The sequence below is a fragment of the Variovorax sp. CCNWLW225 genome (genome assembly GCF_037204045.1).
Classification (GTDB): domain Bacteria; phylum Pseudomonadota; class Gammaproteobacteria; order Burkholderiales; family Burkholderiaceae_C; genus Variovorax.
Genome location: NZ_JBBCBV010000023.1, coordinates 1 through 26072, shown reverse-complemented (window position 1 = coordinate 26072; position 26072 = coordinate 1). Strand labels below are relative to the sequence as shown.

26 protein-coding genes are annotated in these 26072 nt (G+C 60.7%); 14 read left to right on the top strand and 12 right to left on the bottom strand.

Features of this window, described 5'->3' with window-relative positions:
• Positions 1-42 precede the first annotated feature (42 nt).
• The 3 genes from tssC to tssA form a co-directional block, all read right to left on the bottom strand.
• Entirely contained in the window at positions 43-1539 is a 1497-nt protein-coding gene (tssC, locus tag V9L20_RS24500; RefSeq protein ID WP_258503805.1) for a type VI secretion system contractile sheath large subunit, read from the bottom strand.
• Positions 1540-1579: 40 nt separating this feature from the next.
• On the bottom strand, positions 1580-2092 hold the full coding sequence (gene tssB, locus V9L20_RS24495; RefSeq protein ID WP_157611805.1) for a type VI secretion system contractile sheath small subunit: 513 nt from the start codon (positions 2090-2092) through the stop codon (positions 1580-1582).
• A gap of 61 nt (positions 2093-2153) precedes the next feature.
• Entirely contained in the window at positions 2154-3191 is a 1038-nt protein-coding gene (gene tssA / locus V9L20_RS24490) for a type VI secretion system protein TssA (RefSeq protein WP_337298568.1), read from the bottom strand.
• 71 nt (positions 3192-3262) lie between these two features.
• Between tssA and tssJ the strand changes: the two genes are divergently transcribed.
• Positions 3263-3775 (top strand): type VI secretion system lipoprotein TssJ, encoded by a 513-nt coding sequence (gene tssJ / locus V9L20_RS24485; protein ID WP_258503807.1) that lies wholly within the window; start codon positions 3263-3265, stop codon positions 3773-3775.
• Between the two features lie 5 nt (positions 3776-3780).
• On the opposite strand, the gene V9L20_RS24480 is transcribed toward tssJ, so the two are convergent.
• A complete protein-coding gene (locus tag V9L20_RS24480) occupies positions 3781-4896 on the bottom strand; it encodes a type VI secretion system protein (RefSeq protein WP_337298567.1) in 1116 nt (371 codons plus the stop codon).
• A gap of 30 nt (positions 4897-4926) precedes the next feature.
• The gene (locus V9L20_RS24475) at positions 4927-6267 is read right to left on the bottom strand and encodes a DotU family type IV/VI secretion system protein (protein ID WP_337298566.1); all 1341 of its coding nucleotides are present in this window, start codon (positions 6265-6267) and stop codon (positions 4927-4929) included.
• 248 nt (positions 6268-6515) lie between these two features.
• Between V9L20_RS24475 and V9L20_RS24470 the strand changes: the two genes are divergently transcribed.
• The gene (locus V9L20_RS24470) at positions 6516-7196 is read left to right on the top strand and encodes a response regulator (protein ID WP_258503810.1); all 681 of its coding nucleotides are present in this window, start codon (positions 6516-6518) and stop codon (positions 7194-7196) included.
• A 40-nt stretch (positions 7197-7236) separates the two neighbouring features.
• Here V9L20_RS24470 and V9L20_RS24465 read toward each other — a convergent pair whose 3' ends face one another.
• A complete protein-coding gene (locus V9L20_RS24465) occupies positions 7237-7674 on the bottom strand; it encodes a beta/gamma crystallin domain-containing protein (RefSeq protein ID WP_258503811.1) in 438 nt (145 codons plus the stop codon).
• Between the two features lie 281 nt (positions 7675-7955).
• Between V9L20_RS24465 and V9L20_RS24460 the strand changes: the two genes are divergently transcribed.
• Together V9L20_RS24460 and V9L20_RS24455 are read left to right on the top strand one after the other, a co-directional pair.
• The gene (locus V9L20_RS24460) at positions 7956-8345 is read left to right on the top strand and encodes a hypothetical protein (protein WP_337298565.1); all 390 of its coding nucleotides are present in this window, start codon (positions 7956-7958) and stop codon (positions 8343-8345) included.
• Between the two features lie 23 nt (positions 8346-8368).
• Positions 8369-8821, top strand: coding sequence for a hypothetical protein (locus tag V9L20_RS24455; protein ID WP_337298564.1), 453 nt, complete (start codon positions 8369-8371; stop codon positions 8819-8821).
• Between the two features lie 12 nt (positions 8822-8833).
• Here V9L20_RS24455 and V9L20_RS24450 read toward each other — a convergent pair whose 3' ends face one another.
• On the bottom strand, positions 8834-9061 hold the full coding sequence (locus V9L20_RS24450) for a hypothetical protein (RefSeq protein ID WP_157611813.1): 228 nt from the start codon (positions 9059-9061) through the stop codon (positions 8834-8836).
• A gap of 18 nt (positions 9062-9079) precedes the next feature.
• Complete coding sequence (locus V9L20_RS24445) at positions 9080-9439, bottom strand: translation initiation factor IF-2 (protein ID WP_337298563.1); 360 nt, start codon at positions 9437-9439, stop codon at positions 9080-9082.
• 196 nt (positions 9440-9635) lie between these two features.
• Here V9L20_RS24445 and V9L20_RS24440 point away from each other — a divergent pair, with 196 nt between their 5' ends.
• The 3 genes from V9L20_RS24440 to V9L20_RS24430 all read left to right on the top strand — a co-directional run bounded on the left by V9L20_RS24440 (position 9636) and on the right by V9L20_RS24430 (position 12616).
• On the top strand, positions 9636-9914 hold the full coding sequence (locus tag V9L20_RS24440; protein ID WP_258503815.1) for a hypothetical protein: 279 nt from the start codon (positions 9636-9638) through the stop codon (positions 9912-9914).
• 180 nt (positions 9915-10094) lie between these two features.
• On the top strand, positions 10095-10577 hold the full coding sequence (locus V9L20_RS24435) for a ferritin-like domain-containing protein (RefSeq protein WP_337298562.1): 483 nt from the start codon (positions 10095-10097) through the stop codon (positions 10575-10577).
• A gap of 170 nt (positions 10578-10747) precedes the next feature.
• Entirely contained in the window at positions 10748-12616 is a 1869-nt protein-coding gene (locus V9L20_RS24430) for a TniQ family protein (protein ID WP_125965524.1), read from the top strand.
• 46 nt (positions 12617-12662) lie between these two features.
• Here the strand turns inward: V9L20_RS24430 and V9L20_RS24425 are convergent, their stop codons facing one another.
• Genes V9L20_RS24425 through V9L20_RS24410 form a run of 4 tightly spaced genes read right to left on the bottom strand, consistent with a single transcriptional unit; the run spans position 12663 to position 18749 of the window.
• Positions 12663-13976: a TniQ family protein gene (locus V9L20_RS24425; RefSeq protein ID WP_125965525.1), complete on the bottom strand. Its 1314-nt coding sequence runs from the start codon at positions 13974-13976 to the stop codon at positions 12663-12665.
• A gap of 23 nt (positions 13977-13999) precedes the next feature.
• Complete coding sequence (locus V9L20_RS24420; protein WP_125965526.1) at positions 14000-15505, bottom strand: TniB family NTP-binding protein; 1506 nt, start codon at positions 15503-15505, stop codon at positions 14000-14002.
• Positions 15502-17853, bottom strand: coding sequence for a hypothetical protein (locus V9L20_RS24415; RefSeq protein WP_125965527.1), 2352 nt, complete (start codon positions 17851-17853; stop codon positions 15502-15504). The genes V9L20_RS24420 and V9L20_RS24415 overlap by 4 nt, the downstream gene beginning before the upstream one ends.
• Entirely contained in the window at positions 17850-18749 is a 900-nt protein-coding gene (locus V9L20_RS24410; protein ID WP_337298561.1) for a hypothetical protein, read from the bottom strand. The genes V9L20_RS24415 and V9L20_RS24410 overlap by 4 nt, the downstream gene beginning before the upstream one ends.
• Positions 18750-20404: 1655 nt before the next feature.
• Here V9L20_RS24410 and V9L20_RS24405 point away from each other — a divergent pair.
• From V9L20_RS24405 to parS, 7 genes are read left to right on the top strand one after another with little or no spacing between them, the layout of a single operon-like run.
• Positions 20405-21235 carry a metallophosphoesterase gene (locus V9L20_RS24405; protein WP_125967002.1) on the top strand — a complete coding sequence of 277 codons (831 nt, stop codon included), beginning with the start codon at positions 20405-20407 and terminating at the stop codon, positions 21233-21235.
• Positions 21232-21612 (top strand): DUF2384 domain-containing protein, encoded by a 381-nt coding sequence (locus V9L20_RS24400; RefSeq protein WP_125967001.1) that lies wholly within the window; start codon positions 21232-21234, stop codon positions 21610-21612. The genes V9L20_RS24405 and V9L20_RS24400 overlap by 4 nt, the downstream gene beginning before the upstream one ends.
• Complete coding sequence (locus V9L20_RS24395; protein WP_125967000.1) at positions 21609-22100, top strand: HAD domain-containing protein; 492 nt, start codon at positions 21609-21611, stop codon at positions 22098-22100. Before V9L20_RS24400 ends, V9L20_RS24395 begins: the two co-directional genes overlap by 4 nt.
• A gap of 20 nt (positions 22101-22120) precedes the next feature.
• Positions 22121-23056 (top strand): metallophosphoesterase, encoded by a 936-nt coding sequence (locus V9L20_RS24390; protein WP_125966999.1) that lies wholly within the window; start codon positions 22121-22123, stop codon positions 23054-23056.
• A 31-nt stretch (positions 23057-23087) separates the two neighbouring features.
• Positions 23088-23540, top strand: a complete 453-nt coding sequence (locus V9L20_RS24385; RefSeq protein WP_125966998.1) for an HAD domain-containing protein — start codon at positions 23088-23090, stop codon at positions 23538-23540.
• The gene (locus V9L20_RS24380; protein ID WP_125966997.1) at positions 23537-24397 is read left to right on the top strand and encodes a metallophosphoesterase; all 861 of its coding nucleotides are present in this window, start codon (positions 23537-23539) and stop codon (positions 24395-24397) included. The genes V9L20_RS24385 and V9L20_RS24380 overlap by 4 nt, the downstream gene beginning before the upstream one ends.
• Positions 24398-24414: 17 nt before the next feature.
• Positions 24415-24933 (top strand): type II RES/Xre toxin-antitoxin system antitoxin, encoded by a 519-nt coding sequence (parS, locus tag V9L20_RS24375; RefSeq protein WP_125966996.1) that lies wholly within the window; start codon positions 24415-24417, stop codon positions 24931-24933.
• Positions 24934-26072 lie beyond the last annotated feature (1139 nt).

Below are 26072 nucleotides of genomic sequence, written 5' to 3'. Positions count from 1 at the left end.
ACGAAAACGCAATCGGGAATTTCAAGAATTTCGAAAGACTTTTCAGCCGGCTCCCTTGGCCGTGGGCAGCTTGGAAACCAGCCGCAGCGAGACCGTGAGGCCTTCGAGCTGGTAGTGCGGGCGCAGGAAGAACTTGGAGGTGTAGTAGCCCGGGTTGCCCTCGACCTCTTCCACCACCACTTCGGCGGCCGCCAGCGGCTTTTGCGACTTCGTGATCTCCGACGAATTGGCCGGATCGCCGTCGACGTAGTTCATGATCCATTTGTTGAGCCAGCGCTGCATGTCCTCGCGCTCCTTGAAGCTGCCGACCTTGTCGCGCACGATGCACTTGAGGTAATGCGCAAAGCGGTTGCAGGCAAAGAGATAGGGCAGGCGGGCCGCCAGGTTGGCATTGGCGGTGGCGTCCGGGTCGTCGTACTCGGCGGGCTTGTTCAGCGACTGCGCGCCGATGAAGGCCGCAAAGTCGGAATTCTTGCGGTGGATCATCGACAGCAGCCCGGCCTTGGAGAGCTCGGCCTCGCGCCGGTCGCTGATCGCGATCTCGGTGGGGCACTTCTGGTCCACGCCGCCGTCGTCGCTCGGGAAGGTGTGCAGCGGCAGGTTTTCCACCGCGCCGCCCGACTCGATGCCGCGGATGCGCGAACCCCAGCCGTAGAGCTTGTACGAGCGGTTGATGTTGGTCGCCATGGCATAGGCCGCATTGGCCCAGGCGTACTTGCTGTGGTCGGCGCCGGCGGTGTCTTCCTCGAAGTCGAACTCCTCCACCGGATTGGTGTTGGCGCCATAGGGCGTGCGCGCCAGGAAGCGCGGCATGCACAGCCCCAGGTACTTGGAGTCGTCCGACTCGCGCAGGCTGCGCCAGCCGGCGTATTCGGGCGTGAGAAAGATCTTGGTCAGGTCGCGCGGATTGGCGAGCTCCTGCCACGATTCCATCTGCATCAGGTTGGGGCTCGCGCCGGTGATGAAGGGCGCATGCGCGGAGGCGGCGATCTTGGCCATCTCGCCGAGCAGTTCCACATCCGGCGGGCTCTGGTCGAAGTGGTAGTCGCCGACGATGGCACCGAAGGGCTCGCCGCCGAACTGGCCGTACTCCTGTTCGTAGATCTTCTTGAACATCGGGCTCTGGTCCCACGCCGCGCCCTTGAACTTCTTCAGGTTCTTGGCCAGATCCTGCTTGGAGATGTCCATCACGCGGATCTTCAGGTTCTCGTCGGTCTCGGTGTTGTTCACCATGTAGTGCAGGCCGCGCCAAGCACTCTCGAGCTTCTGGTAGTCGGGGTGGTGAATGATCTTGTTGACCTGGTCCGTGAGCTTGGCGTCGATCGCGGCGATCATGGCCTGGATCGACTTGGTCACGTCCTTGCCGATCACGGTGCTGTTGGAGAGCGCCTGCTGCGCGAGCGTGAGCACCGCGGCTTCGACGGCGCTCTTGGCTTCGTCGCTGCGCGGCTTGAATTCCTTCTGCAGCAGCGACGAGAAGTCGCTCCCCGCATAGGCAACGTCTTTCAGTGCGCTCTGTTGTTCGAGTGCGTCGGCCATGGTGTTTCTCCTCGGAATCCGGTGTGTCTGTCGAAAGGGGTCAGGCGGCGGGCGCGCTGTCTTCGGGCTTCTTGCTGGCGGCCAGCGTCTGCAGCAGCGCAGGATCCTCGAGCACCTTGGCGAGCAGTTCTTCCGCGCCGCCCTTGCCGTCCATGTACGTCACAAGGTTCGACAGCTGCGTGCGTGCCTCGAGCAGCTTGTTGAGCGCGCCGACCTTGCGGGCGACGGCGGCGGGGGAGAAGTCCTCCATGTTCTCGAAGGTGAGCTCGACCTTCAGGTCGCCTTCGCCGGTCAGCGAGTTCTCCACGGCAAAGGCGGCGCGCGGCTTCATGGCCTTCATGCGCGAGTCGAAGTTGTCGACGTCGAACTCCAGGAACTTGCGATCGGCCACCGGGGCGAGCGGATCGGCCGGCTTGCCGGACAGATCCGCCAGCACGCCCATGACGAACGGCAGCTGGATCTTCTTCTCGGCGCCGTAGAGTTCCACGTCGTATTCGATCTGCACGCGTGGCGCCCGGTTGCGGGCGATGAATTTCTGACTGCTCTTGGCCATGGCGATGCTCCTTGCGGGAATGAATGGGATGGGTCGGTGAGTTGATAGGGAGGCGGCTGGCCTATTCGGACGGGCGCTTGCCCGTCACGTTTTCGATGGTGTCCATCGCGTTGGGCGCGAGGTTGGCCATGATCTCGAGGAAGCTCACGCCGATGAGCTTCTTGGCGCGATCGATCAGGAGCGGCGCGGGATTGCCGGGCTCTGCTTGCTCCAGGTAGCGGATCACGCGGTCGAGCATCTGCAGCGCGTCCTGGCGGCTCTGGATCTCGCCGCGCATGGCTGCGGGGCGAGCGGCACCGGCGCCCGCATCCTGTTGCGCGGAGCCTTCGTCCGCTGCAGACGCGCCGCCCGCGTCTGCAGCGCCGGAGGCGGCCCCGCAGGCCTTGGCCAGCACGCGGCCGATGTTGCGCAATGCGCCGAGGTTGATGGCGTCGGAGCGGCCGGTGCGATCGAGCAGCAGCGCTTGCAGCTTCTCGACCAGCGCAGGCACTTCCATCGCGGCCTGCAGCCGCTCGGGCTGGTGCGCCTGGAGCGCCTCGAGGCCGCCCTGGATCTGCGACATCGAATAGGTGGCCTCGCCGCCCGCGGCGTTCAGCGCGCCATGCGCAATGGCGATGTCGCGCACGCGGATCTGCCCCACGCCAGGCGCCATGCCCACCTGCGCGTCGTACAGATCGCGCAGCACCATGTTCTCGTCCCACAGCGGTGCCAGCGCATTGAGCCGCATGGTGGGGTCGTTGTCGTCGTCGGCATCGAGCGTTGGATGTATGCCGTCCCAGAAGCGGTCGAACAGGCCTGTCAGCAATTGAAGGCCCGCATTGAAGCCGGGCACGCCTTGCAGCCGCGTGGCCGCGCGCAAGAGCAGCACCGCGGCACGCACATCCTTGCTGCGGCGCAGGATGGCGTCGGCCTGCTCGGCCACATCGCGCCACTCCGGCTCCACGGCTGGGATGACGGTGTCGCCGAACTGCTGCTCTGGCTTGCGCTCTGAAGCCGCGGCCAGCGCGGTAAAGGCCGCGTCGTACTCCAGATCGTCGCCGCATGGCGATGCCTCGCCGATGGGCGTGAGCAGGGCTTCGACAAGTTCGTTGGTCAGCATGTTGCCTGTTCGAGTTGGCTGGTGATAATCAAAGATGCAGCAGAACCGGTCAATGCAACGAAGGGAATAGCATGCGCACGCTGGGTACACGCCATTCGTCCTATGGACGCTCTCTCGCTGCGGTCTCGCGGCGCCTTGCACTGGCCTCTGGCCTGGTGTTGACGGGTGTGCTGCTCGCAGGCTGCGCACCCAAGCCCGTGGTCACGACGGTGTCGATCACGCTGGTTGCGGGTGCCGATGCCAACCCCGATGCGCGCGGCCGCGCTTCGCCGCTCACGGTGCGCGTGTATGCGTTGAAGTCGCCCGGCCCGTTCGAAGGCGCCGACTTCTTCTCGCTGTTCGAGAAAGACCAGGCCACGTTGGGCGCAGAGCTCGTGCAGCGCGAAGAAATGCTGCTGCGCCCCGGCGAGACCCGCAAGCTCGATCTCACCCTCCCGCCCGATGCCAAGGCCATCGGCGTGATGGCGGCGTTCCGTGACCTGGACCGTGCGCGCTGGCGCGAAGTGCGCCCCGTGCAAACCGGCAAGGCCCAGGCCATGACGGTGACCTTCGGCGCGCGCCAGATCCGCGTCGAGAGCAAGTAGCCGTTTCATGGCGGCGTGCTCGCGTTCGACGGGCGCCCAGGCCGCACGAGCGGTTGGTCGGCGGGCAGGAAGCGCCCGAACAGGTCGGCCGTGAATGCGCCGCCGGCCGCGCCCGATGCGGCGGCCGTGAAATAGAGGCCGCGCCACCGCGGCCCGCGCGAACCGCGGCCATGGCTCTCGAACAAGGCATCGGCAACCTGGCGAAGTGCGGGTTGCAGAGCACGCATCGCCTCGATGAACTCATGGATCGCGAGCCGGCCCGATGCACCCGGCTGCTCTCGCAGCAGCGCCATGCGCAGTGAATGCAGTTGCTGCGCCATCGGGTCGAACAGGGCATCCAGCCGCGCGGCGGCCGTGTCGTTGGCGGCGAGCGGCTCGACCAGCCGGTGGCCGACGGCTTGCGCCAGCACCTCGGGCGGCAACGCGCCGCGCAGCGTGGCATAGCCCGTCAATCGTTCGAGCCCGGTCACGACAAGATAGACGGGCAACTGCAGGCGCAGGGTGTCGCCGGCCTCGTCGAGCAGGCGCCGCATCCTGGCTGCCAGATGCTTCATGCTTGCGGTGTCCGTGCGCAGCAACTCGCTGGCTGCAACGCACACCACCACGCCGTTGAGCGGCAATCGCTCGCGCCGCTCGGCCAGCGCCAGCAGCGCCTGGAGCCAGAGGCCGCGCGTGTGCGGCTCGTTGGCCTTGTCGCTCACAGCGGCCGGGTGTAGTTCGATGGCGGCCATCGAACCCGTCAGCCACCAGCGCCAGTAGGGTTCGCCGAAGGGCTCGCTGTCCGGCGGCGCAAGGCGCTCGGCGCCTGCGGCCGCGAACAGCCCCGGCAGGTCGGCGGCCGCGTCGCCCAGGAAGAGAAACCACGGCACCGGTGCGTCGCGTGGCCGCGGCGGCTGGCGAAGGGCCTGCCGGGCGCGCGACATGGCTTCCCTGATGGCCGGGACGGCGGCTTCGTCGGCCTCGGCGGCCCAGGGGCCGAGCGCGTCGATGCGCCGCTGCAGCGCACGCCGGCGCGCACCGCGGCCCGCATCGCGAACCATCCCGTACAGCAGCGCGAAGCCCACCAGGCAGAGCGCAAGCAGGAGCCAGAAGAGATGCAAGGGCGAAAGAACGGCGGTCATGGCGATGGCGTCGCGGTTCTTCGCTGCGCTTCAGCGCGGGACGGTTTCCAGAAACACGAAGTCGGCCACCAGCCGTACGCTTCCCTTGCCGGCCGCAAGCGCTTCGCGCAGCCGCAGCAGATAGGCCGACGCGAGCTCGAAGGGCGGCCGGTCGGCAATGGCGGCGAGCGGCACGGGCGACGAGACCGCCGTGACCAGCACGCGGCCGAACGGCGGGCCCACGAGCCAGCTCGAGGGAATGTCGCGGCCCAGTTCGAGCCTTTCGCCCGCGCGCAGCCGTGTGGCCGACTGGCCGGCGTTGAGATGCATGACGGAACCGTCGGCGGTGTAGTAGTCGATCCACAGGTAGCTGTCGTGGCCCGGTGCCGACACCTGCACGCGCACGTTGTCGCCTTCGCGCAGCTCGCCGTTGGTGGCGGTGGGAACGTCCATTGCCAGTCCCAGGGCCTTCTCTCGGTTGCGCAGCTGGTAGGGCTTGAGGATTGCGAACACCTCGCAATGCGGCCACGCGCGCAGTTCGATGTCGAAGGTGGGCGACCCTGCGCCGGGTATTGCGGCCACTTCGCGCTCGACCCGGTCCAGGTCCGCGGGCAGCGAGACGAAGCCGCTCACGCGCAGGCTCCCGTCCTTGCGGGCGGTGGCGGCGAGATCGGCGCATGCGTAGCTTTGCAGATGCTGTTCGATTCGCCCGGCCAGGGGCGGCTCGGCGGTGGAGGGGCCGGCGAGCCACTGCCACCACAGAAGGTAGAGCAGGGGCAGCAGCAGCGTGAGCGAAGCCGTGGCGCGCAGTAGCGCTCGGTCGCGGCGTCGCGCGTCGTAGGGTCCCGGCGGATCGGCCACGCGATAGGGCTGGGGCGTGATGTGGTCCTGCACCAGACTGCCGAGCGCCAGCGGCTGGAGCCGCAATTGCCGGCTGTGCAGCTCCTTCAGCTTGCCGAGCTCGCCCTGGTCGCCATTCTCGAAGTAATACTGGCCCTTGAAGCCGTGCACCAGCGCATGCCAGTAGACCTCGCGCACTTCGTCGTCCTGCGCGGTCAGCGCCGAGAGGTGGTGGAAGAACTCGCTGGCGGCGTTGTTCGAATTGAAGAGCTGCATCTGCAGCGGCGCGGCATCGCCTCCGGTACCGGGATGGCGCGCGAGGATCTCGTCGATCCAGGCCACCATGGCAAACGCGGCGGATTCGACCTGCCCAGCAGGCGTGCCCGATGCACCGGCGGCGGCACGCGCCTCGTCGAGAAGGCGGCGGGCTTGTTGCTGTGCAGCATCATGGGAAAGCGTGGCACGGCCGCCGGCAACCGATGCCGCAATGGATGCATCAAGGGCGAGGCCGAACGAGACGAAGGCCGAAAAACTGTCGAGCAGGCGGGCCATGAACCGTGCCCCGCTCACTGCGCTTGCGTGGTGAAGGATGCCTTGCACCGGCGTCTGCAGCAATGGCGCATGCCTATGTCCCCGGTTCCTTCGAATGGGCGTTCATTCTTCCAAACGAGGCGCGGCGGGCGCCATATCGCTTGGGGTCTATGCCGTTCGTGGGTCGATGCGGTATTGCTGTGCGGGGCAATCGCCGGTATCTTCGGCTTCCGCTGAATTCAACGCACGCTGGGACACTGGGACACGCCATGAAAATTCTGATCGCCGACGACCACCGGCTCGTCATCGAGGCGGTCAAGGCCAAGCTGTCGGAGCTCGAACCCGGCATTGAATTCGTCCTGGCCATGAGCGTCGACGAATTGCTTGCCGGCGCGAACGACGAGCTCGATCTGGCCCTGATCGACCTCAACATGCCGGGCGCGGACGGCCAGGCCCACATCGACGAGATTCGCCGCCGCCACCCGGCCGTGCCGGTGATCGTGCTGTCCGGCTACGAAGACCCCGCCATCATGCGAAGCGCCCTCGAGCGCGGCGTGCTCGGCTTCATTCCCAAGGCCTATTCGCCCGAGGTGATGCTGTCGGCGGTGCGGCTGGTGCTGGCGGGCGGCGTGTATGTGCCGCCGATGATGCTGACGGCGCTGCCGCCGGGCATCGTGGCCGGCGTGGCACCGACGCAGAACGGCGACGCGCGCGCCGCGGGCGGATCAGCGGCAACGCTGGAGCACCTGCGCAGCGTGCTCACCGAGCGCCAGGTCGAGGTGCTGCAGCTGCTGTCGCAAGGCAAGCCCAACAAGCTCATCGGGCGCAGCCTGGGCATCAGCGAGGGCACGGTCAAGATTCACCTTGCAGCCATCTTCCGTGCGCTGAATGTGCGCAACCGCACCGAAGCGGTGGTGGCCGCCCAGGCCTTGACCGAAGCGCAAGCCTGAGGCTTGTTGCGCCGGGCGCAGCGGCCGCAATGGCCCTCGCTCAGGAGCAACTGAGCTTCATCGCCTCGATTCGTCCGCCAAAGCCCAGCTTGCGCATGAGGCCGCCTTCGCGGCTGTTGGCCGGAAAGTTGACCGTGCGGTCCCTGAACATCGCGTGCTCATACACTTGCAGCGTTGCGCGCGGGCCGACGCTCACGCTGTCGATGTCGCGCTTGAGCTGCCTTGCGGTGCCCCGGTCCATGCTCTGGACCTCGGCGGGGCCCACCAGCGTGAGCATGTCGCCCTGGAAGTTTCGGCCGGTATAGAACTGCGCCCAGCAGCCCGAAGCCAGCGCCGGGTCTTCGATGCGCACCGGCACCAGCAGGATGGTCGGGTCGGGCCGGTTCTCGGCGGTGGCGGTCGATGGAGGCGTCGAGGTGTTGGCGCAGGCACCGAGCGCAACGACGCCGGCAATCATCAGGTAGCGAAGGTTCTTCATGGAATGGAAATTCAAGTGGAGAGCTCAGGTGAAGAGCGGAAAGACGCAGGCTACCGGCCTCGCCCGGCCCTTGCGTAGGAGCAGGCGCCAATCTCCCGTCGCCCTTGCTCGGAGCCTCGATGGACCAGGGTACCCACTGCTGATGAGCAATCTCCGTGAATGACTGCGCTCCGGATGCGCGCATTTCCTACGCGCAGCCAAGCCGCGGCTATCCAGTCTGAAGCACGCGAGGAATCAACCTTGCGTCGTTCATCAACGTTTTTCATGAAGTGAAGAAAGCCATGGCCACGAGCAGCATCCTGGGAGGCGACTATCCGCCGGCGGAACCGAAGGGAACGGACGTCGACAGCCTTGGACCCAGCGACACGAGCGACAGCGGAAGCGATGTGCGCACCTCGCGCGAGCGTTCCGCGATTCCCGAAGATGCCGCCGAAGGCGCGGTTCCGGTGGCGCATGAAAGCAGCAGCGACGCCGAAGGAACCGGCGAGCGCGCATCGGCCGACGCACCGCCGGTGGAGCCCGACGCGGACATCTTGCCGGGCATCGTTCCTAGCAGCGCGGCCGACGTGGCCGCATCCGTCGACCAGGACGATGTCGGCATGCCGGACGAACTGGCCGACGAGGCGGGCGAGCCCGAAGACGAAGAAGACGGCGAAGACAGAGCCGCCTGAAGCGGGGTTGGGTGGATACGGCCATGACCATGCAACGCCAACTCGACTGCGCGCTCCAGAGCCTTCAGCAGCTTGCCTACGCCCGCATTGCGCGTGAGTTCGCCCGCGCCTGGCAGGCAAGGGCACATGCCCCCGATGAGGCCGAAGCACTCCTGGGCGAGGCTCACCGCCGCGTGCTGCACTGCGAGCAGGCGCTGGCTGAATTGCGCGTCGTCATCGACGATCCGCGCCAGATTGCCGAGATCAAGGTTGCGCGGGCGCTGTACCTGCGCATGCTGCTGGAAAGCGCTCCCACGCGGCTGCAATCGTGGAGCGATTGCGAGAGCCTCGACGACATGCCGAAGTCCCACCTGTTCGAATGGATTTCCTATGATTTCGAGCGGCTCGAACTGGCGGAACTGGAAGGCTCCATGACCGAAGAAGAAGCCGCCTCGTACACCCAGGCGATCGACACGGCGGCCAGGGTGCGCGATTGAACGGAGGGGTGTTCAACCCCTCCCCAGCACGATCGCACCGTCCTGGATGTAGCGATCGAACTCGATCTTCGGTATGGCGGCGGTCAGCGACTGGCCGTTCTCGGTCCACGTGATGACGACGCTGTCGTCCGCCATCAGGATCTGGCAGTTGCCTTCCGGGATCTTCAGCTGCGGGCCGTCGCCCGCGCGAAATTCCATGGGGCCGACGACGCGTGCATCGATCTGGGTAGTGGAAGTCATGTAGGGCTCGCTGTTCATCTATTGAGGCGCGGGCCGCGCATGCCGCTTGTCGCTGCCGCGCTGCTCCTTGGAAGGGTCGCCGTCGCGAGAAGGCGCAATGCCCCCGGGCGTGGCGGTCGAGGGCGGACGCGAGGTTTGCGTGCGTGCACTGGCGGGGCCCTTGTCCGAGCCCAGCGGGCCCTGGTCGATGGAGCCGCGAGGCTGGTCTGCCGGGCGCGCGCCCTGCGGTTCGGCTGAATCGCTGATGGGGGGCGCACGTGTTCCCTTGGGGTTGCCGGTGGGCTGCGCGCCCGCTGCCGCCACCGAAAGCAGCAACGCGGCGGCAAGACCGTACTTCCGCAAAGGGCGAGGCGCGGAACGCGATACGTCGTTGGCCATGAATTGAATCCTCGAAAACTGAAGCCTCTTTTTTCGCGCGCAACACCACGGTGTGCTTGTAGGCAGGAACACCGTCCTTGCGCCGGTTGCGTGCCTGCTTGCCCGATGACCGGGCGCTTGCGCCGAAGACGCGACGCTTTCCTACGCACGGCTGCACCGGCGCGTCGCACGGTGAAGCTTTTCGAAAGGACACAGCGTGACCAGATCCACGACCACGGACCGGCCCGCCACGCCGAATGAAGCAGCGAACTCGGCCGCGTACCGCAAGCCCACACCCGCGGAGAAAAGCATGAAGCGCGAAGCCAAAACGCCCGCGGAGAACGGCGATCCCGTCGGCCCCAACAACGGCCCCTCAATCACAGGCCAGCGCAAGCCGCCGACGCCGGGTGATGCCGGCGTGGGTGAAACCGACAACCACGGCAGCTCGCCCTACAGCCAGCCTGGCCGGCCCGAAAAACCGTTTCGCGAAGAGTGAATTGAAGCGGCATCGATGCCCCGAAGAACCCCTACAGGGGACGTCGGGCGAAGCCGACACGGATCCCGATCCGCGCGACCACCATTCGTCCTGGGACCAGCGCAATGCGACCGCCTTCGGGCATGCATGCGCGGCAATTTTCAACCCGCCTCTTCACGAGGCAAACGAAGGAGTCATTCCATGGCCAACTACACGAACACTGCTGAAACCGCGAACAGCGAAGACGTTGTCGAGGTGCTGAACGATCTGCTCGAGAACACGCGCGACGGCGAATACGGTTTCCGGGCCTGCGCGGAGGAAGTGGATTCTCCGCAACTGAAGCAGGTGTTCCAGAACCGCTCGGCGGAATGCGCCAAGGCAGCCGGCGAACTGGTTCAGCTCATCCGGCGCTTCGGCGGCTCGCCCGACGACGGCGGCACCGTGAGCGGTGCCATGCACCGCGGCTGGGTGCATGCGAAGGGCTCGGTCGGCGCGAACAGCGCGCTCTCGATGCTGGAGGAATGCGAGCGCGGTGAAGACGCCGCCGTGGCGCGCTATCGCAAGGCGCTGAAGGAAGACCTGCCCGCCGACGTGCGCGCGATCATCCAGCAGCAGGCCGAAGGGGCTCAGCGCAACCACGACCAGATCAAGCAGTTGCGCGACCAGATGCGCGCCAGCAAGTAAGAAGAAGTCACCTGCCCCGGCCGACGGGCGGATCGGCCGCCCCGGGGCAGAATGGACGCCGTTGTTTTCACTCCGGCCGTCCGTTCTTGACCTCTCTCGATCTCGACCTCACCCTGGGAAGCACTAATAGAGTTCGCAACAAGCAAGCTCCAGTTTCCCCTCGGAGAGCTATGCAATCTTCCTCCTTGCCCGTGTCCGGAATAGTTCAAAAAAATCGCCAAAATCGGAAACTGGCTCAAGCCGATCACGAAATAGAGTTCAGAAGACCCCCATACCTGCCTGTGCTACCACCAGGAGGATTGCTTTACAGCACGGTTGTTTTCGTAGGGCGCAGCATGGGCACGTCGTTCGAGAACGCGTGTGACACGGTTTACAGATCGGCCGCCTCGCCCAAGCACGCTAACGTCCTTGGACGTCGGTTGCAGGATGCCACAGACTGCATTGGGGATGGAACACTGTCCTATCAGGATGTGCTGATGAATCACTCTGTATGGGGCTTCTATTCCCGGTTGGTTCCGGCTTCAGTCGAGTTTGGATGGACGCAAAGGATGACGGGGGATTCGATGACCGGTGAGACCTCCGTCGTCTATCCGCGCCTCGTGTATCTCGGTCCCAGTAGATCATCGAGGATGAAGTACTGCCCGATGTGTGCAAGCCTAGATGCGAAGACTTCCGGCTTTCCGATATGGCGAGTCATCCATCAGTTGCCTTTCGTTGAGGTATGCGCCGCTCATCAAGTCACGCTCGTGCATTCTTGTTCGCACTGTGGTGAAGTTCTTGATCGAGGCACACATTTCAGGCTTCCAGGACAGGTGTGCCGCTCATGTGGTTCGCAACAAGCTCATCATGCGAATCGTCATTCAAGCGCATCGTCCCCTGCGGCATTGACCAAGCTGTGTGAAGAGATATTTTCAGGAAGTCAAGAGTACTTGCGCCCTGAGAATTGGCTCGCGCTTGTCAAAGATCTTCAAACGAAGCACTCCATCGAGAAGTTGGCGAACGACGTGCACCGCCAACTAGAAAATCTCTATGGTCGGGAGCCAAACGTTGCGCCTCATCTCGTTGATGCAATATCGAAGAGGTCCGTGGTGCACCAGCTCTCTTTGCTTTCTCTACCACGTCAGTTTCTCTCGCGAATTCTGGTAGGCGACCAACTCACGAGGATGGGGCTCATTGATCGATCGGAAGCATCGTTTCAGCAGCATCTGACAGATGCGGACGCGCTTGAGTTGAAGGCTGTAGAACAGGGCATCCCTGCTGGATTCGTGAAGCTGCTGCTGAACGGTGTAAGTCCTTTGCGACTCTGCAGAGACTATGGTGGGGCATATCAACAGCTAGTAGCATTTCAGGGTTCGATCCCGCCTGGCTTTGAAGTTAGTGAGAGGTTGCACAATTGGAGGGCGAGCCAGCGTGAAGCAAGAAAGCATGCACTGCGATTGTCCATGCAGCCGGGATATCGCGCAGTTCTTGATGAATTTGTGAGATTGAATCCTGGCTGCAACCTAAACGCATTCAGAGCGGCGCATCCGACTGAGCATAAATGGCTGTTCGTAAATGATCGCCCACATTTGCAAGCAATCCTGCCTGCCCGAATTCATACGCGGGGCAAGACGCTCGAAGAAAAGCGTGAGAAACACCGGGCGGTAATTCTTGACCTGTTGCGAGAGAATCCGCAGGTTTCTCGTACGCAGATTAGGCTGTTGGGCCATTCCAATTCATCGGATTTTCTGGAAAGAAACGATAAGGTTTGGTTCGACGCAATGATTCCATCCCGTCGCCGGGCGGTCAACAAAGCTGTGCCTTCGTGGTACACGGGTGCATCGCCATTTGTGTGGCCGGATACGCCCCTGAAGGGCCGATACGCTAGCACTGTCGATAGAAGGAACTGCTGCAAAACGTACATCTCGCAATTGATCGAACTTAATCCTCAACTGACAGCGAAAGAAGTTACGACAGCCGGACGCGTGGCGACTCTGTTTTTGAGACAAGACAGCCCTAAATGGCTTGTCAAAAAACTGGGGGAAGTGAAGGCACGATGACTGGTGGGGCAAGCCGAAACAGGGGCAGCCTGCGTTACTCAAGAGCTCAGTTGATAAACGGAAGCGTCCCTTGCCGCGGTCGAAAGGAAGCTAGGCGCGAGGTGATTGCCTCGTATTCCTGCGGCGCATGGCTCTTGAGAAGGCGGAGATCCGCGGAGGATAGAGAAGCGGCAGATGAGATAGAGGGATCCCGAAGGACTGAGCCGATAAGGCGTTGCAAAGCACCTTCTACGCGCTCTTTCTGAAGTCTTTGCCGCCAACGTGCACGCATCTCTGGATCAGCTTCCAGCCATCGCGCAATCTGATTTCGCGGTACTTGAAGAATGCGCATTGCCTCTTCATAGGAGGAGGCCGATTCGAGAACACTTGAAACCTTGAATGGAGTATTGGGGGTGGGCAGGGCCTCTTCAAAGAGTTCGATCTGTCCTGCACGAACGATCGGCAAGGCGGACGCCGCGTCGCAAAAAAATGCTCCGGCTTCGGCGGAGGTGCTCCAATCTAACGCGGACCAAAGAAGCACCCAACGAACAGCATTGCTGCGTTTCTGACGCCAAAGCATTGGCGCTATCCATTCTCCTTCGGAGAACCTCGCGAGACCCGCAGGGGCTTGCCGGAGAAATGTCGACAGAGGATTCGAGCGAAACCACGCGAGGACTCGGTCATGGTGTACGCGTCGTGTGCTGTGAATCACGCCCATCGCCTGGAGTCGATTCAGGGTCGCTTGACGAATGCTCGTAATCTGCACCGATTCAAGCTTGGATGCCGTTTCGCCAACGGTTGAAAGGATTGAGGCCATTGCGGCATTCCCTGAAGGCACGGTAGCAGATCGTTGCAACAGACATGATCGCGGCAATAGCCATCTCTTGTGCCGACCCTCAATGTATGCAAGTGAGAAATCATGCCGGCTGCATCGCCAGGTCGTCGGGAACTGATGCGCGACATGCCAGTACGAGCGGCCCAGTTTTCTGAGGTCTTCTTCTATACAGGCTCCGCACCACTTGAGTGGATGCGCCACAGGCAATGTTCTTGAGGAGCTTTGAATCAGCCTGCGCGCATGAGTTGTCTTCCCGGCAAGCCAGAGGTCGGAGATCAGTGGCAATCTGCTAGGGGAAACAAATGGGAAGTAGTAGGCTGCAATGCTGTGCCTGCGCGCCACTTTCGATGCCGTGTCTTTTTCTGCCAATCGACATTCCACAAGCCACTGAATGGAGGCAGGGAGATCGTGCTGAAGAGTTCCGTGCAAAGTCCCTATCAGCGAAAGAGAGCTCCTCTGTGAACTGGAAGATGCGCTCATCGAATGCGCTGTAGCACACAGACTGTAGAGCGTCTCGTCGTTCTCAATAGCCGGAAGATTCATCATGGATATCGATGAGCTGCGACTTGCTATTTCTCTTCTGCTTTCTGACCCCGTGACTTGGCTCCTTTGTCGCGGGAGAATTGATCTTCGATTTTTCGCGCTTCATTCAACATCTTCTGCGTCACGCCCAACATGCGCAGGTCATCTGGCGAACACTGCCTTAGGATTTCAAGGTCTGCAGTGAGCTTGTTCCCTACTCGAGTGACTTCAGCTTTGTAGTTCCGCAAAAGCCTCTTAATCGCAGCGATCCCGTGCGCATTTGGGATGAAGGTTTCCTGCTTCTGATCTTCTTTGGCTGTGGCCTTCCCACCCGCATTGTCATCCTCCGGCAGTGCAGGAATATCGATGTACTCAGATACGTCGCCGTCTTGGATGGCAAGGGCGAGCTTCTTGGCCCGGGTGAAGTTGGGGGAGCGGCTCCCAGCCTCGTAGTCTTCCCGGGTCAATATCGCCTTGGCCCCTTTGCGGCGAAGACAGTTCCGCTGACTGGCATCTTGGAGGAGGCCAACGAGCCCTGGTAGACCACTTGTGTGCCCGAACTCGATCTTGTCGTGCTCTTCCGGCAAGATATCGCAGTCATCGACGAGGGAGAACTGACGCATTCTGGGGGTGAGATCCTTCGCCCACCAGACTGTCTTGGGCGATGCCGCCGGAAGGTAATCATGTCGACCGCCTACCTCGAACCGGCGCTGCACCTGAGAGTAGGCGTCGAGATTGGCGAATGCCAACGGGTTTCCCAAGAGCAATATCGAGATTCCGAAGTTCATCAGCGAGAGATAGAAGAGAACAAACTGGATCTTCCATTGGCTATCTTCGAAGTTCGCTTCCTGGTTCTCGTCGATGACGAGCAGCAAGACCCGATGACTGATGAGCACCTTGCAGACCGCGACCAACAGTGAGTCGATGTTTACCGAGCGGGCGTTATCTGACGAGTAGTCAGTACCAATGAGCTGATCAACTTGATAGAGGATGCGCTTGAGCAGACCTCCCCGAGTGCCGTTCGAAGGGAAGTCGACATACAGATACATGATCTGTGTCAGCTTGATCCAGCCGCACACCTGTGACGGCCCGTACTCCACGACAGGATTCGGCACGCAGACTTCGAGAACGCGCTTGGCCGTGAAGGATTTCATCGTGCCAGTCATCCCTTGCCAAATGCCCCCGGCGCCGTCCAACGAGGAGTAGATGCGCATCTGGGGCATGGTCTCACTCACGAGGAGCTTGTTGACCCGAACTTGGTTCTCCACCTTGGTAGGGTTCAGCATCATGCACGAACGTCGAATGAGTTCCTGAAGGCCATCGGCCGGTTCGAACATAGTTCGCACCGGGGCAAAGTGAAGGCTTCGGAATTTCAATAGTGCGGTTCTTGCAGGCAGAGGAACCTGACGCCAATCGTGATGTTCCAGAGGGTAGTTTCGAAGGACTCGACCCCAAGCGTCGAACTCGACATGTGGATTCATCGCCTCGAAGAAGGGGTTGGGGCCGAAAGCCAGTTCAGGCCGGGCCCGAAGGTCGACAGTAGCATTCGTCATGCGGAAAACTCCTCCTGATTGAAGGCATCCATTGCTTCCGACGCCGCGTTTGAGTGTTCTGGCAGATCGGATTCGCCTTTGGTTGTGTCGTTTGTCTCCGCATCTGAAGGGGGCGATGAGCTTTGCTTGGACTGCTGATCTTGACGACGCAGAAACTCCATCTCTTCCTTCATGTTTCGCGTCAGATTGGCCGAGTAGGATTTTTTTGTGGGTGGGCGGGACAACGCTTTGATCTCAGCGTTCTGCTCCTCGCGAGCGTGATCGATGGTCGAAAGCCGATTGACGACGCGTTCCGCCGCGGCCTGCTCTTTTTCTCCGCGTTTGAGGTCATTCGAGAGCTCGTGCTTTTCCAAAAACTGAATCCAATCAATCAAAGGAATGTGCTTGAGTGAAGAGTCAGGAGATGCGTTCTTCAAGTGAAGCATTCCGGTTTGCGTAGGTAGCCATGCCTCCGTCATGTTTGTCTCTGCCATTCGCAGATTTGTAGGAATTGACTTGCCGCTCGACTTGACGGCCGATAGGAGGCCGCTCGCCAAGAGTTCAGGGCTGCTGAATCGCATCTTGGGGATCAGTCTCTTTCGGCCATTGACGAGTGCGACCAAATAGACCCCGTTCTTGCGTACGACGGCTTCGACTTCCGGAAACATGAAGGCTCGGAGCGATTCGATCGTGTACGGGACCTCGGCCGTTTGCCCATGTGCTCTCAGCCACTTGAATATGTTCAACCGAGTGGGGGTGATCTCCGGGTTCTTCAGCAGCATCTCGACAGGTGCCAGCTCGATCACTTCTTCGTTGTTGTAGTCGATGATCCAGAGAATCAGCTCGCGCAAATACTCTCGAAAATTGAAGAGGGCGTGTACTGCTGGATGATCCTTCCCACGTTCCCGTTGTTTGCCGAACGTCGTGCCGGATAGGCGATGGTCGAGTTGCAGTTGCACGGTGTGATGATCGGACTCGATATTCCCCTTGCGAGCGCCGCTGTATGTGGGGGTGTATTCGATATCAATGCCGAACTGAACCTCGGCTTCCGTCGGCTTTTCTGCTTTCAACTCTCCGTTGTCGACCAGATAGTTTCTGCAGAGGAGAGCTGGGATTTGGTCTTCCTCTATGGTGATTCCAACGCGTGCAGCAATCGGAACCTTAGAGCTTGCTCCGACAAGAATTGTCTCAAGGCCCGTCGCAGGGGATGGACTCTCCCATCCTAAAAACCACCCGAATATGACGGTGCTTCGATTCTCTTTGAGGACCGATCTCGTCATGGGTGGGAGTTTCTTCAGGCGTGATTCGATCGAAGAGAGATAGTTGTCGTTGGAGGTGCCATCAAAAACTCCAAGCTGACCAACAGACGATGTCATGTCCTGAACGGATCCACCACGAGCGACGTTCTGCTCCTCCCATTTCTTGTCGCCCATGTAAATCTGCGCGACTGACTTGTTCTTGTTGAGCTTCTTTCCCCAGCGCTCGAATTGTGCGTATGTAGGGCGTAGATGTATCGGGAAGAGCTTTGCGTATACGCTGCCATCCGGCCGTACCTCGTGAGTCGCCCAGTGAGAAGCCATCGTCACCAGGTAGGCGTCATGGGGAGGAATCTCGTGACAGACGAGGCGATACCCCCATGCGAGTTTCTGTTTGTCACTTTCTTCGTCTTCCTCGGCATCAGCTCCTTTGCATCGATCGAGCGGATACCCTTTCACGGGAGTAAGTCCCGCTTTGTATAGCCGCGAGTGCCGCCCCAGTGCATTGTTCTGCGGTTTCGATTTCCCAGGATTGCCGCATCTGGGGTAGCCGGGCATCAGCGCGTTTCGTCGGCTGCCACCCGCCCAAAATCGATGGAGTAGGGCGTACACCTGCGACGTGGCGCATCCCGTCTCCGCCGCTCTGATTCGAATTCTCTCCGGCAGCGACTCATCGCTGATCATCTCGGCGAAGGTTCGAATCCTTCCGTTTCCATCGATCCTGAGTAAGGGGGAGATGATGTCGTATCGCTTGTCGCGATGCTCTATGTACGCCTCGACTCGAGCTCGGTCCTTGGGGTTTTTCATCTGTGCCAGGAGGTCGGTATCAGACACGATCTCCTCCTTGACCCTGAGAACTATTGCGGTTCGATTAGATCCTTCAAAGAGGCTGCTCAAAAGCTTCAATGATTTCTTTTGAGGCTTCTTGACGTAGCTGCGCATCTTGTTCGAATGCTCTTTTTGGCGGCGATTGCGAGGGCATTCGATGTACCAGACGGTGTCTGTTGTCTTGTTAAAACCGAGGATTCGGCAAGGACCACCGAAGAAGCTTGATCCCTTAACGTCATCGACCAAAGCAAGCGGTGCAAACGGCAAGTCGTAGATATCGCTCATTGCCGCTCCTTGCACCAGCGTTCGAAGAGATTCGAACGTAGCTCGAGGCCACCACGAATGAGTGGCTGGTACAGCTCGAGTGGCACCGAGATGTCGTGATCGAGGTCTTGAAACCATATCGCGGCACGCAGTGCACGAAACACTTCTGCGGGGGGATATTTGTTGGCCTTTGCTACCTCTTCGCCAGCTTTTGATGCAGGCATCTGATACGCCCAGCGCAAGCAATGATCGACGGTGTGCCGATAGAGTGAGCTCGACCTGAGAGCCTCGATCTGCTGTTGCGTCAGCCGAGGATCAAGCGCCCCCAAATTTTTCTGCAGGTGGAGCCCGATAAGCTCCGGGTGCGTCAAAACATACTTGCATTGAACTGTCCTGCAATACGATCGCATCAACTCGAGCTTGGCGAGCAGTCGACTGGATGGGCGGGCGCTCTTGACCTGTTCTTCGGGCTTGCAATCGTGTCCGATCAGCTCGAACTCTCCACTCTCGTGCCTCCAAGTGGAGAGGATGTCGATGGTGTAGACATAGGGAACATCTGAGCCGACGTATTTCCACAGCTTGATGGCCCTCGCCCGTGCAATTTCAAGCGTGCCTGGTACTTCTATGTCGGAAGAGAACCCCGGGAGCCCACACAAGGGGTGTTCATGCGCCCATGGCCACATCGGGTACTGGTCGCGTGCATCGTATGCACCTAGCCACTTGAGTAAATGGATCAGCCATCTTTCTCCTGAGCTTCTGTAGTGGTGGGTATGTCCGAACGCAGCGCTCCTGTGATGGCCCATGTTGGCTTTATCAGACCAATCCTTCTTGGTCACCCTCAGGTAGGGGAGGTAGTCATGCAAATGACCTTGCCCGTAGCCCGCTTTGATCAGGGCATATAGCTTTGTCCATGTCATTCGCCCAGCCTGAGGGGGAGGGCGCCGCGAAGAAGCGACGAATCTCTCCGGTCGAAAACCGAGTACGCGCTGGTTCATGGAAGGGACCTTCCATGCGATGGCGAAAGATCGTTGGGCTCCAGCGAAGTTCGACCGCGAACGGGGCCGTCGTGGGAGCTCGTTCGATTGCCCGTCACTGCCTGCGCGTGACTGGCAATGACGCCACAAACATCTAACGGCCACCCTCGTCGGTTCGTGCTGCAGTCACTCGACTGCGGGTCGCCCGCGGACACGGCAGTGCGTCTTCGGTGAGCCTGCAGCCAGGTCCTAGAGAGGCGGTGAGATTCGATCCACTTCCGCTGAGAAAGTGGGGGTGAAACTGATGCGTCTGGGTGCCGGGGACTTTCCATGATCTCTCCTGGTTCCCGTCGATGTTCGACAGGGTGTGACGTGCCTTGACGCCACCTAGTCCCAGGGAGATACTGTCATTAGGGTCGTCCAAAAACCTTAGACATCTATCTATGAGGTGTCGGCGGGCGCCGGCTTTTCGAAAGGGGGTCGGCGTTTTGCTTTTCTGGGGGCGTAGTCCTCCTCAGGCGGTGACTTCAGTTGCGAGTCTCGCCAAGTACGCTGCCAAGTCTGACGTCGAAACAAAGGCCTTCCGGCGTCCGGGAGGCCTGATCAATTTGAGTGGAAGACGTTTGCGCTGGATGGCCCGGTTGAACGAGTCCAGCGTGGGGAAGCTCAATGCTTTCCAAGCATCGTCGGCTGAGACCAGCGGTCCATACTTTGCAAAGAGAAGCTCGAACGTACGCTGCTCGACGGTAGCGTCGTTCTGTGCGCGTTGTGCCGTCGAAGTCCCGGACTGGGACGGACTAGCAACTGCAGAGGGTGGCTGAGTGCTCACGAGCCAATTCTGATTTCGAAGCCATTTAAAGTCAAGAAATTCTTCCGTAAGTCATTGTCGCGGTTGAATATTTCCTTCGTGCCGTACTACTTTACGGAGAAACTAAATTCGCGGCAAATTTGAAAAAATCGGGCGCGATAAATTTCTTCCTGCACATGAAGATCAGCAGTCTCGTTCAGCCACGGAGTTGCGGAAGTTGCATTCAGAGCTTCTAGAACGTCCGGAATCATCGTCGGCCGGTTGCATGCTTGCTGTGTCTACAGCTAAGATGGCTTGACACAGCTCACTTTGGAAATCTGCGAATTCCCATGTCCGGCCCTTCTTTCACAACCGTCAAACGCGCCAGCATCGACGCGGGCGTGGCTGTGCACGTGGTGATTCGCTCGGAATGTTCAGGCCAGTCGGCGAACCGAATAGCGGTAGTGGCATCACCTCTGCTCGTCCCCGTTCACCAGTCTTAAGGAGCTGACGTTTGGCTCCTTTTAGGAGCTCCGAATGTTCAGCCGATATCGCTTCCTTCTCTCTCCTTGGGGCACAGCGCCCACATTGGCGTTTGTTGGCGGATCACACGCCGACTTGAAGCCGTTGATCTTTGCGATCAAACGCGTCGGAAGTTCACCTTTCGCGTCTGACGCATGCACTTCGCCTTCGAGACCGGCGGCTTTGTTCGGCCGATCTTCAGGTGGTCCATGTCGGTGGCAAAGCGTGGAATCTCCAGTTCTCGATAGCGGCGTCGTGAGTGTCCTGCAGAAGAAAGAGGGCTAGTGACGTGAAGCTGCTTATCCTTTCGGACCTGCACCTCGAGTTCGGTACCTTTCTCGTTCCGGAGGTCGACTACGACGTCGTGATCCTCGCGGGCGACATCTTCGTGCCCGGCTCCAAGGCCATGCGCTGGGCTCGCCGGCCGGAAAACCTTGGGGAAGCGGTTCCCATCGTCTTTGTGCCCGGTAATCACGAGTTCTATCAGGGCGTCATGCAGACGTCTCTCAACGAGATGGCACTGACCGCGGCCGCATGCAACGTGCATCTGCTGGCGCCAGGCGAAGTCGTGATCGCCGGCGTCCGGTTTCTGGGCTGTACCCTGTGGACCGATTTCGAACTGCCCATCCAGACCAAGGCCGGGTCTGTGGTCGACGCCGAGCGGGCCATGAAGGCGGCCAAGGTCCACCTCAATGACTACTCGTCCATCCGGTGGGCCGAGGTGCTGGCACCTTCCGATGCTCCGGCGGCAGCCAAGCCCAGGAAACGCCGATTGACGCCCGAGGACACACGGACGCTCCACTTCAGTGACCGTGCCTGGCTGGCCCAAAAGCTGGCCGAGCCCTTTGCAGGGCCGACGGTGGTCGTGACCCACCATGCCCCACACCGAAACTCGCTCGCGCCGCACTACCAGTCCGACTGGCTATCCCCAGCCTTTGTGAGCGAGCTTCCAGATTCCTTCTTCGAAGTGCCGGCACTCTGGGTGCACGGCCACCTCCACGAGAGCCACAGATACGGCGTCGGCAACTGCCGGGTGGTGTGCAACCCGCGAGGGTACGTGCGACATGGCCGAGAGCACGAAAACAAGCAGTTCAACCCAGAGCTGGTTGTCAATCTATGAGCTCCGTAGACTACCAACGTCTGGCCCAGCAGCTCTGCGAAGTGGTGGATGAGCGCCAGATCCTGTCGCCGGCGAAGTTCGTCGAGATGATGGGCCTGGATATCGCTTCGTTCGCCAGAGAAGCACATGTCCACCGAAGCACGGTCACTCACGCTCCCGGAACGCAGAGCATCCAGGCGCATATCCGCACGAGCCTGCAAGTGCTGGCTGCCGTGGCGACAGCCTCGGGAGGCGACCTCCAGGGCGCTATCTTCCGGTACAGGAACGAACCACTCGCACCGTTCAACTACAAGACGGCTGAAGCGCTGGTGGCCGAAGGGCGGGCCGCCGATGTGCTCAATCTCCTGAAGTCCATCCAGGCCGGGTTCGTTGGATGACATACCCGCGCACCACCCGCACTGACGACTCCAGCGCCCTGCTGTTCCTGGATGTCGATGGTGTTCTTCATCCTGTTGGTACAGACTACTCGTTCAGCAGCAAGTTCTTCAGCCACTTGCCGCTGCTTGAAGAGCTGCTTCGGGAGTTCAGTTCTGTCGAAGTCGTCATCTCCTCGGATTGGCGACTCGCCGACAGCGTTGAGCAACTGCAGCAGTATTTCAGCGATGACATCCGGGATCGGATCATCGGAGCCACGCCGCAGCTCGACCCCAACGCGGCCGTCCATCACCGGCGCCAGCTGGAGATCCAAGCCTGGCTCGAGGGGAACGGTCGCGGTGACGCAGAGTGGGTCGCGCTTGACGATTGGCCTTCAAGCTTTGAAGCAGGCTTCGAACGGCTCGTGCTCACCGACCCCAAGCGTGCGTTCGATCAAGACAGCTTCCAGGAGCTGCGCTCGCACTTCCTGCGGTTCGCGGTTGGCCGATGAACCGCTATCCGGCATATGAAATGAAACCACTCATTCCATCGGACCTCCATGCGCGACCCGAGCACGAGCGGTTCGCGCCAAAGCTGATGTTCTTCGGCGACCCCCACGGCGACTTCGACCCCGTGATTGCCGCGGTCGAGCGCTTTCAGCCTGAGGCGATCGTGCTGCTGGGGGACATTCAGGCGCGTCGACCTCTGCAGATCGAGCTGCAGTCGATCCTGTCCCTCACCGAGGTCTACTGGATACACGGGAATCACGATACGGACGGGGATTTGGACTACCAGAATCTATTCGAATCGGACCTCGCAGATCGAAGTCTGCATTGCCGCATCGTCTCCGTCGCTGGCTACCAGGTCGCTGGCTTGGGAGGCATCTTCCGCAGCAAGATCTGGGATCCTCGGCGGCCGATCGACGAGGCGGCGTTCCAATCGAGCGACGCCATGCGCCGAACCATGAAGAGCCATGAGCGGTGGCGCGACGGCATCTCCCGCAAGCACCGGTCCTCCATCTTCCCGGATGAGTACCAGCGGTTGCTGCGCAGCGGACCCGCTGACATCCTGGTGGCGCACGAGGCGCCGTCGGCCCATCCACACGGCTGGAAGGCGATCGACGAACTCGCCGTGAAGCTCGGCGTCCAGTTGGTGGTCCACGGTCATCATCACCGAAGCGTCGATTATGTCGGCGAGGGTCTGATGCCTGCCGCGGCGCCTTTCCGTGCCTTCGGGGTCGATACGGGATCGCACTTGACTTGGCCGCGCGATGAGCCTGGGCCGGGAGGGCCTCCACAAGACGTGCTCGATCTCGCTACTCAGGTGTTCGGCGCAGCGGCCCAAGCCTGGCTGGACAAGCCGCACGAGCTGCTCGATGGTCAAACGCCGGCGACGCTCGCTGTCGGGGGCGGCGCTGACAGAGTGCGATCGATGTTGATCGCGATTCAACACGGCGGTGTCGTATGAGGGCCGGTGGATATGGGCTAGGAGATTCAGAGTGATCCTGTTCCTCGACTTCGACGGTGTGCTGCATCCGGAAGGGGAAGATCACATTCTCAACGGTGGCGCCGACTTCTGCTTCCTGCCACGCCTGGAGGCATTGCTGCGCGAGTTCCCACACGTGAAGATCGTGATCAGCTCATCCTGGCGCGAGCAGCTTCTCTATCAGTCCTTGCTGAAACCATTCTCCAGCGACATCCGAGCTCGAATCCTTGGAGCTACGCCACACTCAGGTTTCGGGCTTCCACCGCCGTACAGGAAGCGCGAAGGAGAAATCCTTGCCTGGCTCCAGCTCCACGATGCCGTCGACGAACCTTGGGTTGCGCTCGACGATGCGTATTGGCAGTTCGACCATTGCAAGGACCATCTGGTGGTGTGCAGTTCGTTCGTCGGCTTCGACGACAAGGCGTGTGCCGAACTTCGCGCTCGCTTTGAAGGGGCATCCCGATGAAAGTGCTGATTCTTTCCGACCTTCACCTCGAGTTCGCCCCCTTCGAGCCGGTGCCTGATCTCGATTTCGATGCGGTCATTCTCGCCGGCGACATTCATTCACCGGCCAAGCGCGCCGTCCATTGGGCGGCGGATCGCTTTCGCGGCAAGCCGGTGATTTATCTGCTCGGAAACCATGAGTACTACGATGGACGAACTGACACGACATTGGCTGAAGCGCGCCGCGGGGCCGATGGAAGCAATGTCCATCTGCTCGACGGCGACGAACTGGTGATCGATGGCGTGCGCTTCCTTGGCGCTACGCTGTGGACCGACTTCGCGCTCGCCATCGAGACGCCTGAGGGTCCGGTCAGCGATGTCGGGCGTGCCATGAAGATGGCGACCAATCTGCTGAACGACTACGCGCTGATCCGCACGGTCGACGAGTCGGCGGAGCCCGATACCTGGCGCTACAAGCAAGGAAGAAAGCTCCAGGCGGCGGACACGCTTCGGATTCATCAGGCACAGCGCGCGTGGCTGCGAAACAGGCTTTCGGAGCCGTTCGCCGGACAGACAGTGGTCGTGACGCACCATGCGCCGCATCGCGGTTCACTGGCGCAGCGCTACGCTGACGATTGGTCCTCAGGCGCCTTCGTCACCGAGCTTCCGGATTCCTTCTTTGAAGTTCCCGTGCTCTGGGTGCACGGACACACACATCAGCAGTTCGACTATCGAGTGCGTTCTTGCCGAGTCGTGAGTAATCCGCGTGGCTATGTGAACTGGAGCGGCAGGATCGAGAACAAGGCGTTCGATCCTGCCCTGATCATCGACGTGAAACCTTCCGTCATTGAAGCAGCTCGTGGAGCTATCCAATCATGACTAAGGGGGCGTCCAAGATGACACGTCTGATCCCGCAGGCAACAGATCTGCTGCCTGCGAAATCGACGTCCGTCTGGACCACGAAGGTCGGATCGAAGAAACTCGCAAAAGCTGACTTCGTCAGCCTCTTCAAGATTGATCCCCTCGAGCATGTCGAACTGATCAAACACGGTGTACCCACATTCTTGATCGAGTTGGTGGCCAGTGAAATGAGCGTGTCGAAAGACAAGCTGCTCGCCATTCTTGGCCTGCCGCGCGCGACCATTCATAGAAAGGCCAGGAAGAATCAGCCTTTGTCGACCGAAGAGTCATCCAGGGTGCTGGGAATCAGTCGCCTCATTGGGCAAGCACAAGCCATGGTCGAGACCTCCGGAGATCCCGACGGCTTCGATGCGGCGACATGGGTGGCCCAGTGGCTCGATCAGCCTTTGCCCGCTCTCGGTGAGCGACGACCTGAAGAGCTGATGGACACCGCAGAGGGGCAGGCCATCGTATCGAACATGCTCTCCCGCGCCCAGAGTGGCGCTCACGCATGATGTCAGCGCTATGGCTTGTCGGAAACTGCTAGCGCTGAGTTCACCACCGATGAAATGGCAGACGTTCGCGCCGAGATCACCGGCGGCCACCGGAGCCGCATAGGCAGCGCCGTCATACGTGCAGTCGCGAACAGATCGCTCGGAGCAGTCCTCACGCATGCGGCATTGCAACCAATGCGACGCCCAGCCCGAGCAGCGCTGCCCGACACAACTCGTCTGGGTCACTGAGCACGATATGGTGGCTGCCCAACCAGAGAGAGATGAATCCGAGTTGATCCCGACTGAACTGCATGCATGCACCGCACCATGGCATTTCGACGGCAGAATGCGACCATCATTCGACCTTCATAAACAATCGGAGTCACGCCGTGAAACGAACGCTGACAGGTAGCGATGGTATGGCGATAGTCATACCAGACGGTTGGACGGCGCTGCAAGGCTCCGACGGGCGGATGGTTCCCATCCCACCAGGCGGTCGTGGTCTTCAAGGAAGTGACGGACGAATGGTCGCTATACCTTCCGGCGGTCGAGGTCTACAAGGGAGCGACGAGCGAATGATCGCCATTCGCTCAGGTGCGCAAGGGCTTCAAGGCAGCGACGGAAGAATGGTGGAAATTCCCAGCGGCGCTCAGGGAGTCCAAGGGTCTGATGGGCGAATGGTGGCAATTCGGAGCGGGTCTCGGGCCGTTCAAGGCTCCGACGGAAGAATGGTCGGAATTCCATCGGGAAAGAATGCCGTGCAAGACGCTCGAGGTCGGATGAGGGGCAAGTAAGAGCATTCCCCATGGCTGGGTAGTAGCCTTGAACGACTGTCATGGGACAGGCGAGTTTCGAGGTTGAGACTAAGGATTTCCCTGATCTAGCGCGTATTGATCCTGAATGTGGGCAAGTCTGTCTTCGAAAAAATAGGGATAGGCTATCTCGCATGAAGTGGACAGAATGCGCAACTTTCGGAGACGCCCAATGATCGAGGTCGCAGGTCTTGTTCTAGCGATAGTTGGTATCGCGTTCGCCTTTGAGACGCCTAGTCTTACTGTGTCATAAATGAAATAGTGCAATCCTCTAGGGCGTGTTAACACTACTGGCGTGACTCCAGGCTCATATCGGAAACTCCGGGTATGGAGATCACGCAAGCCCAA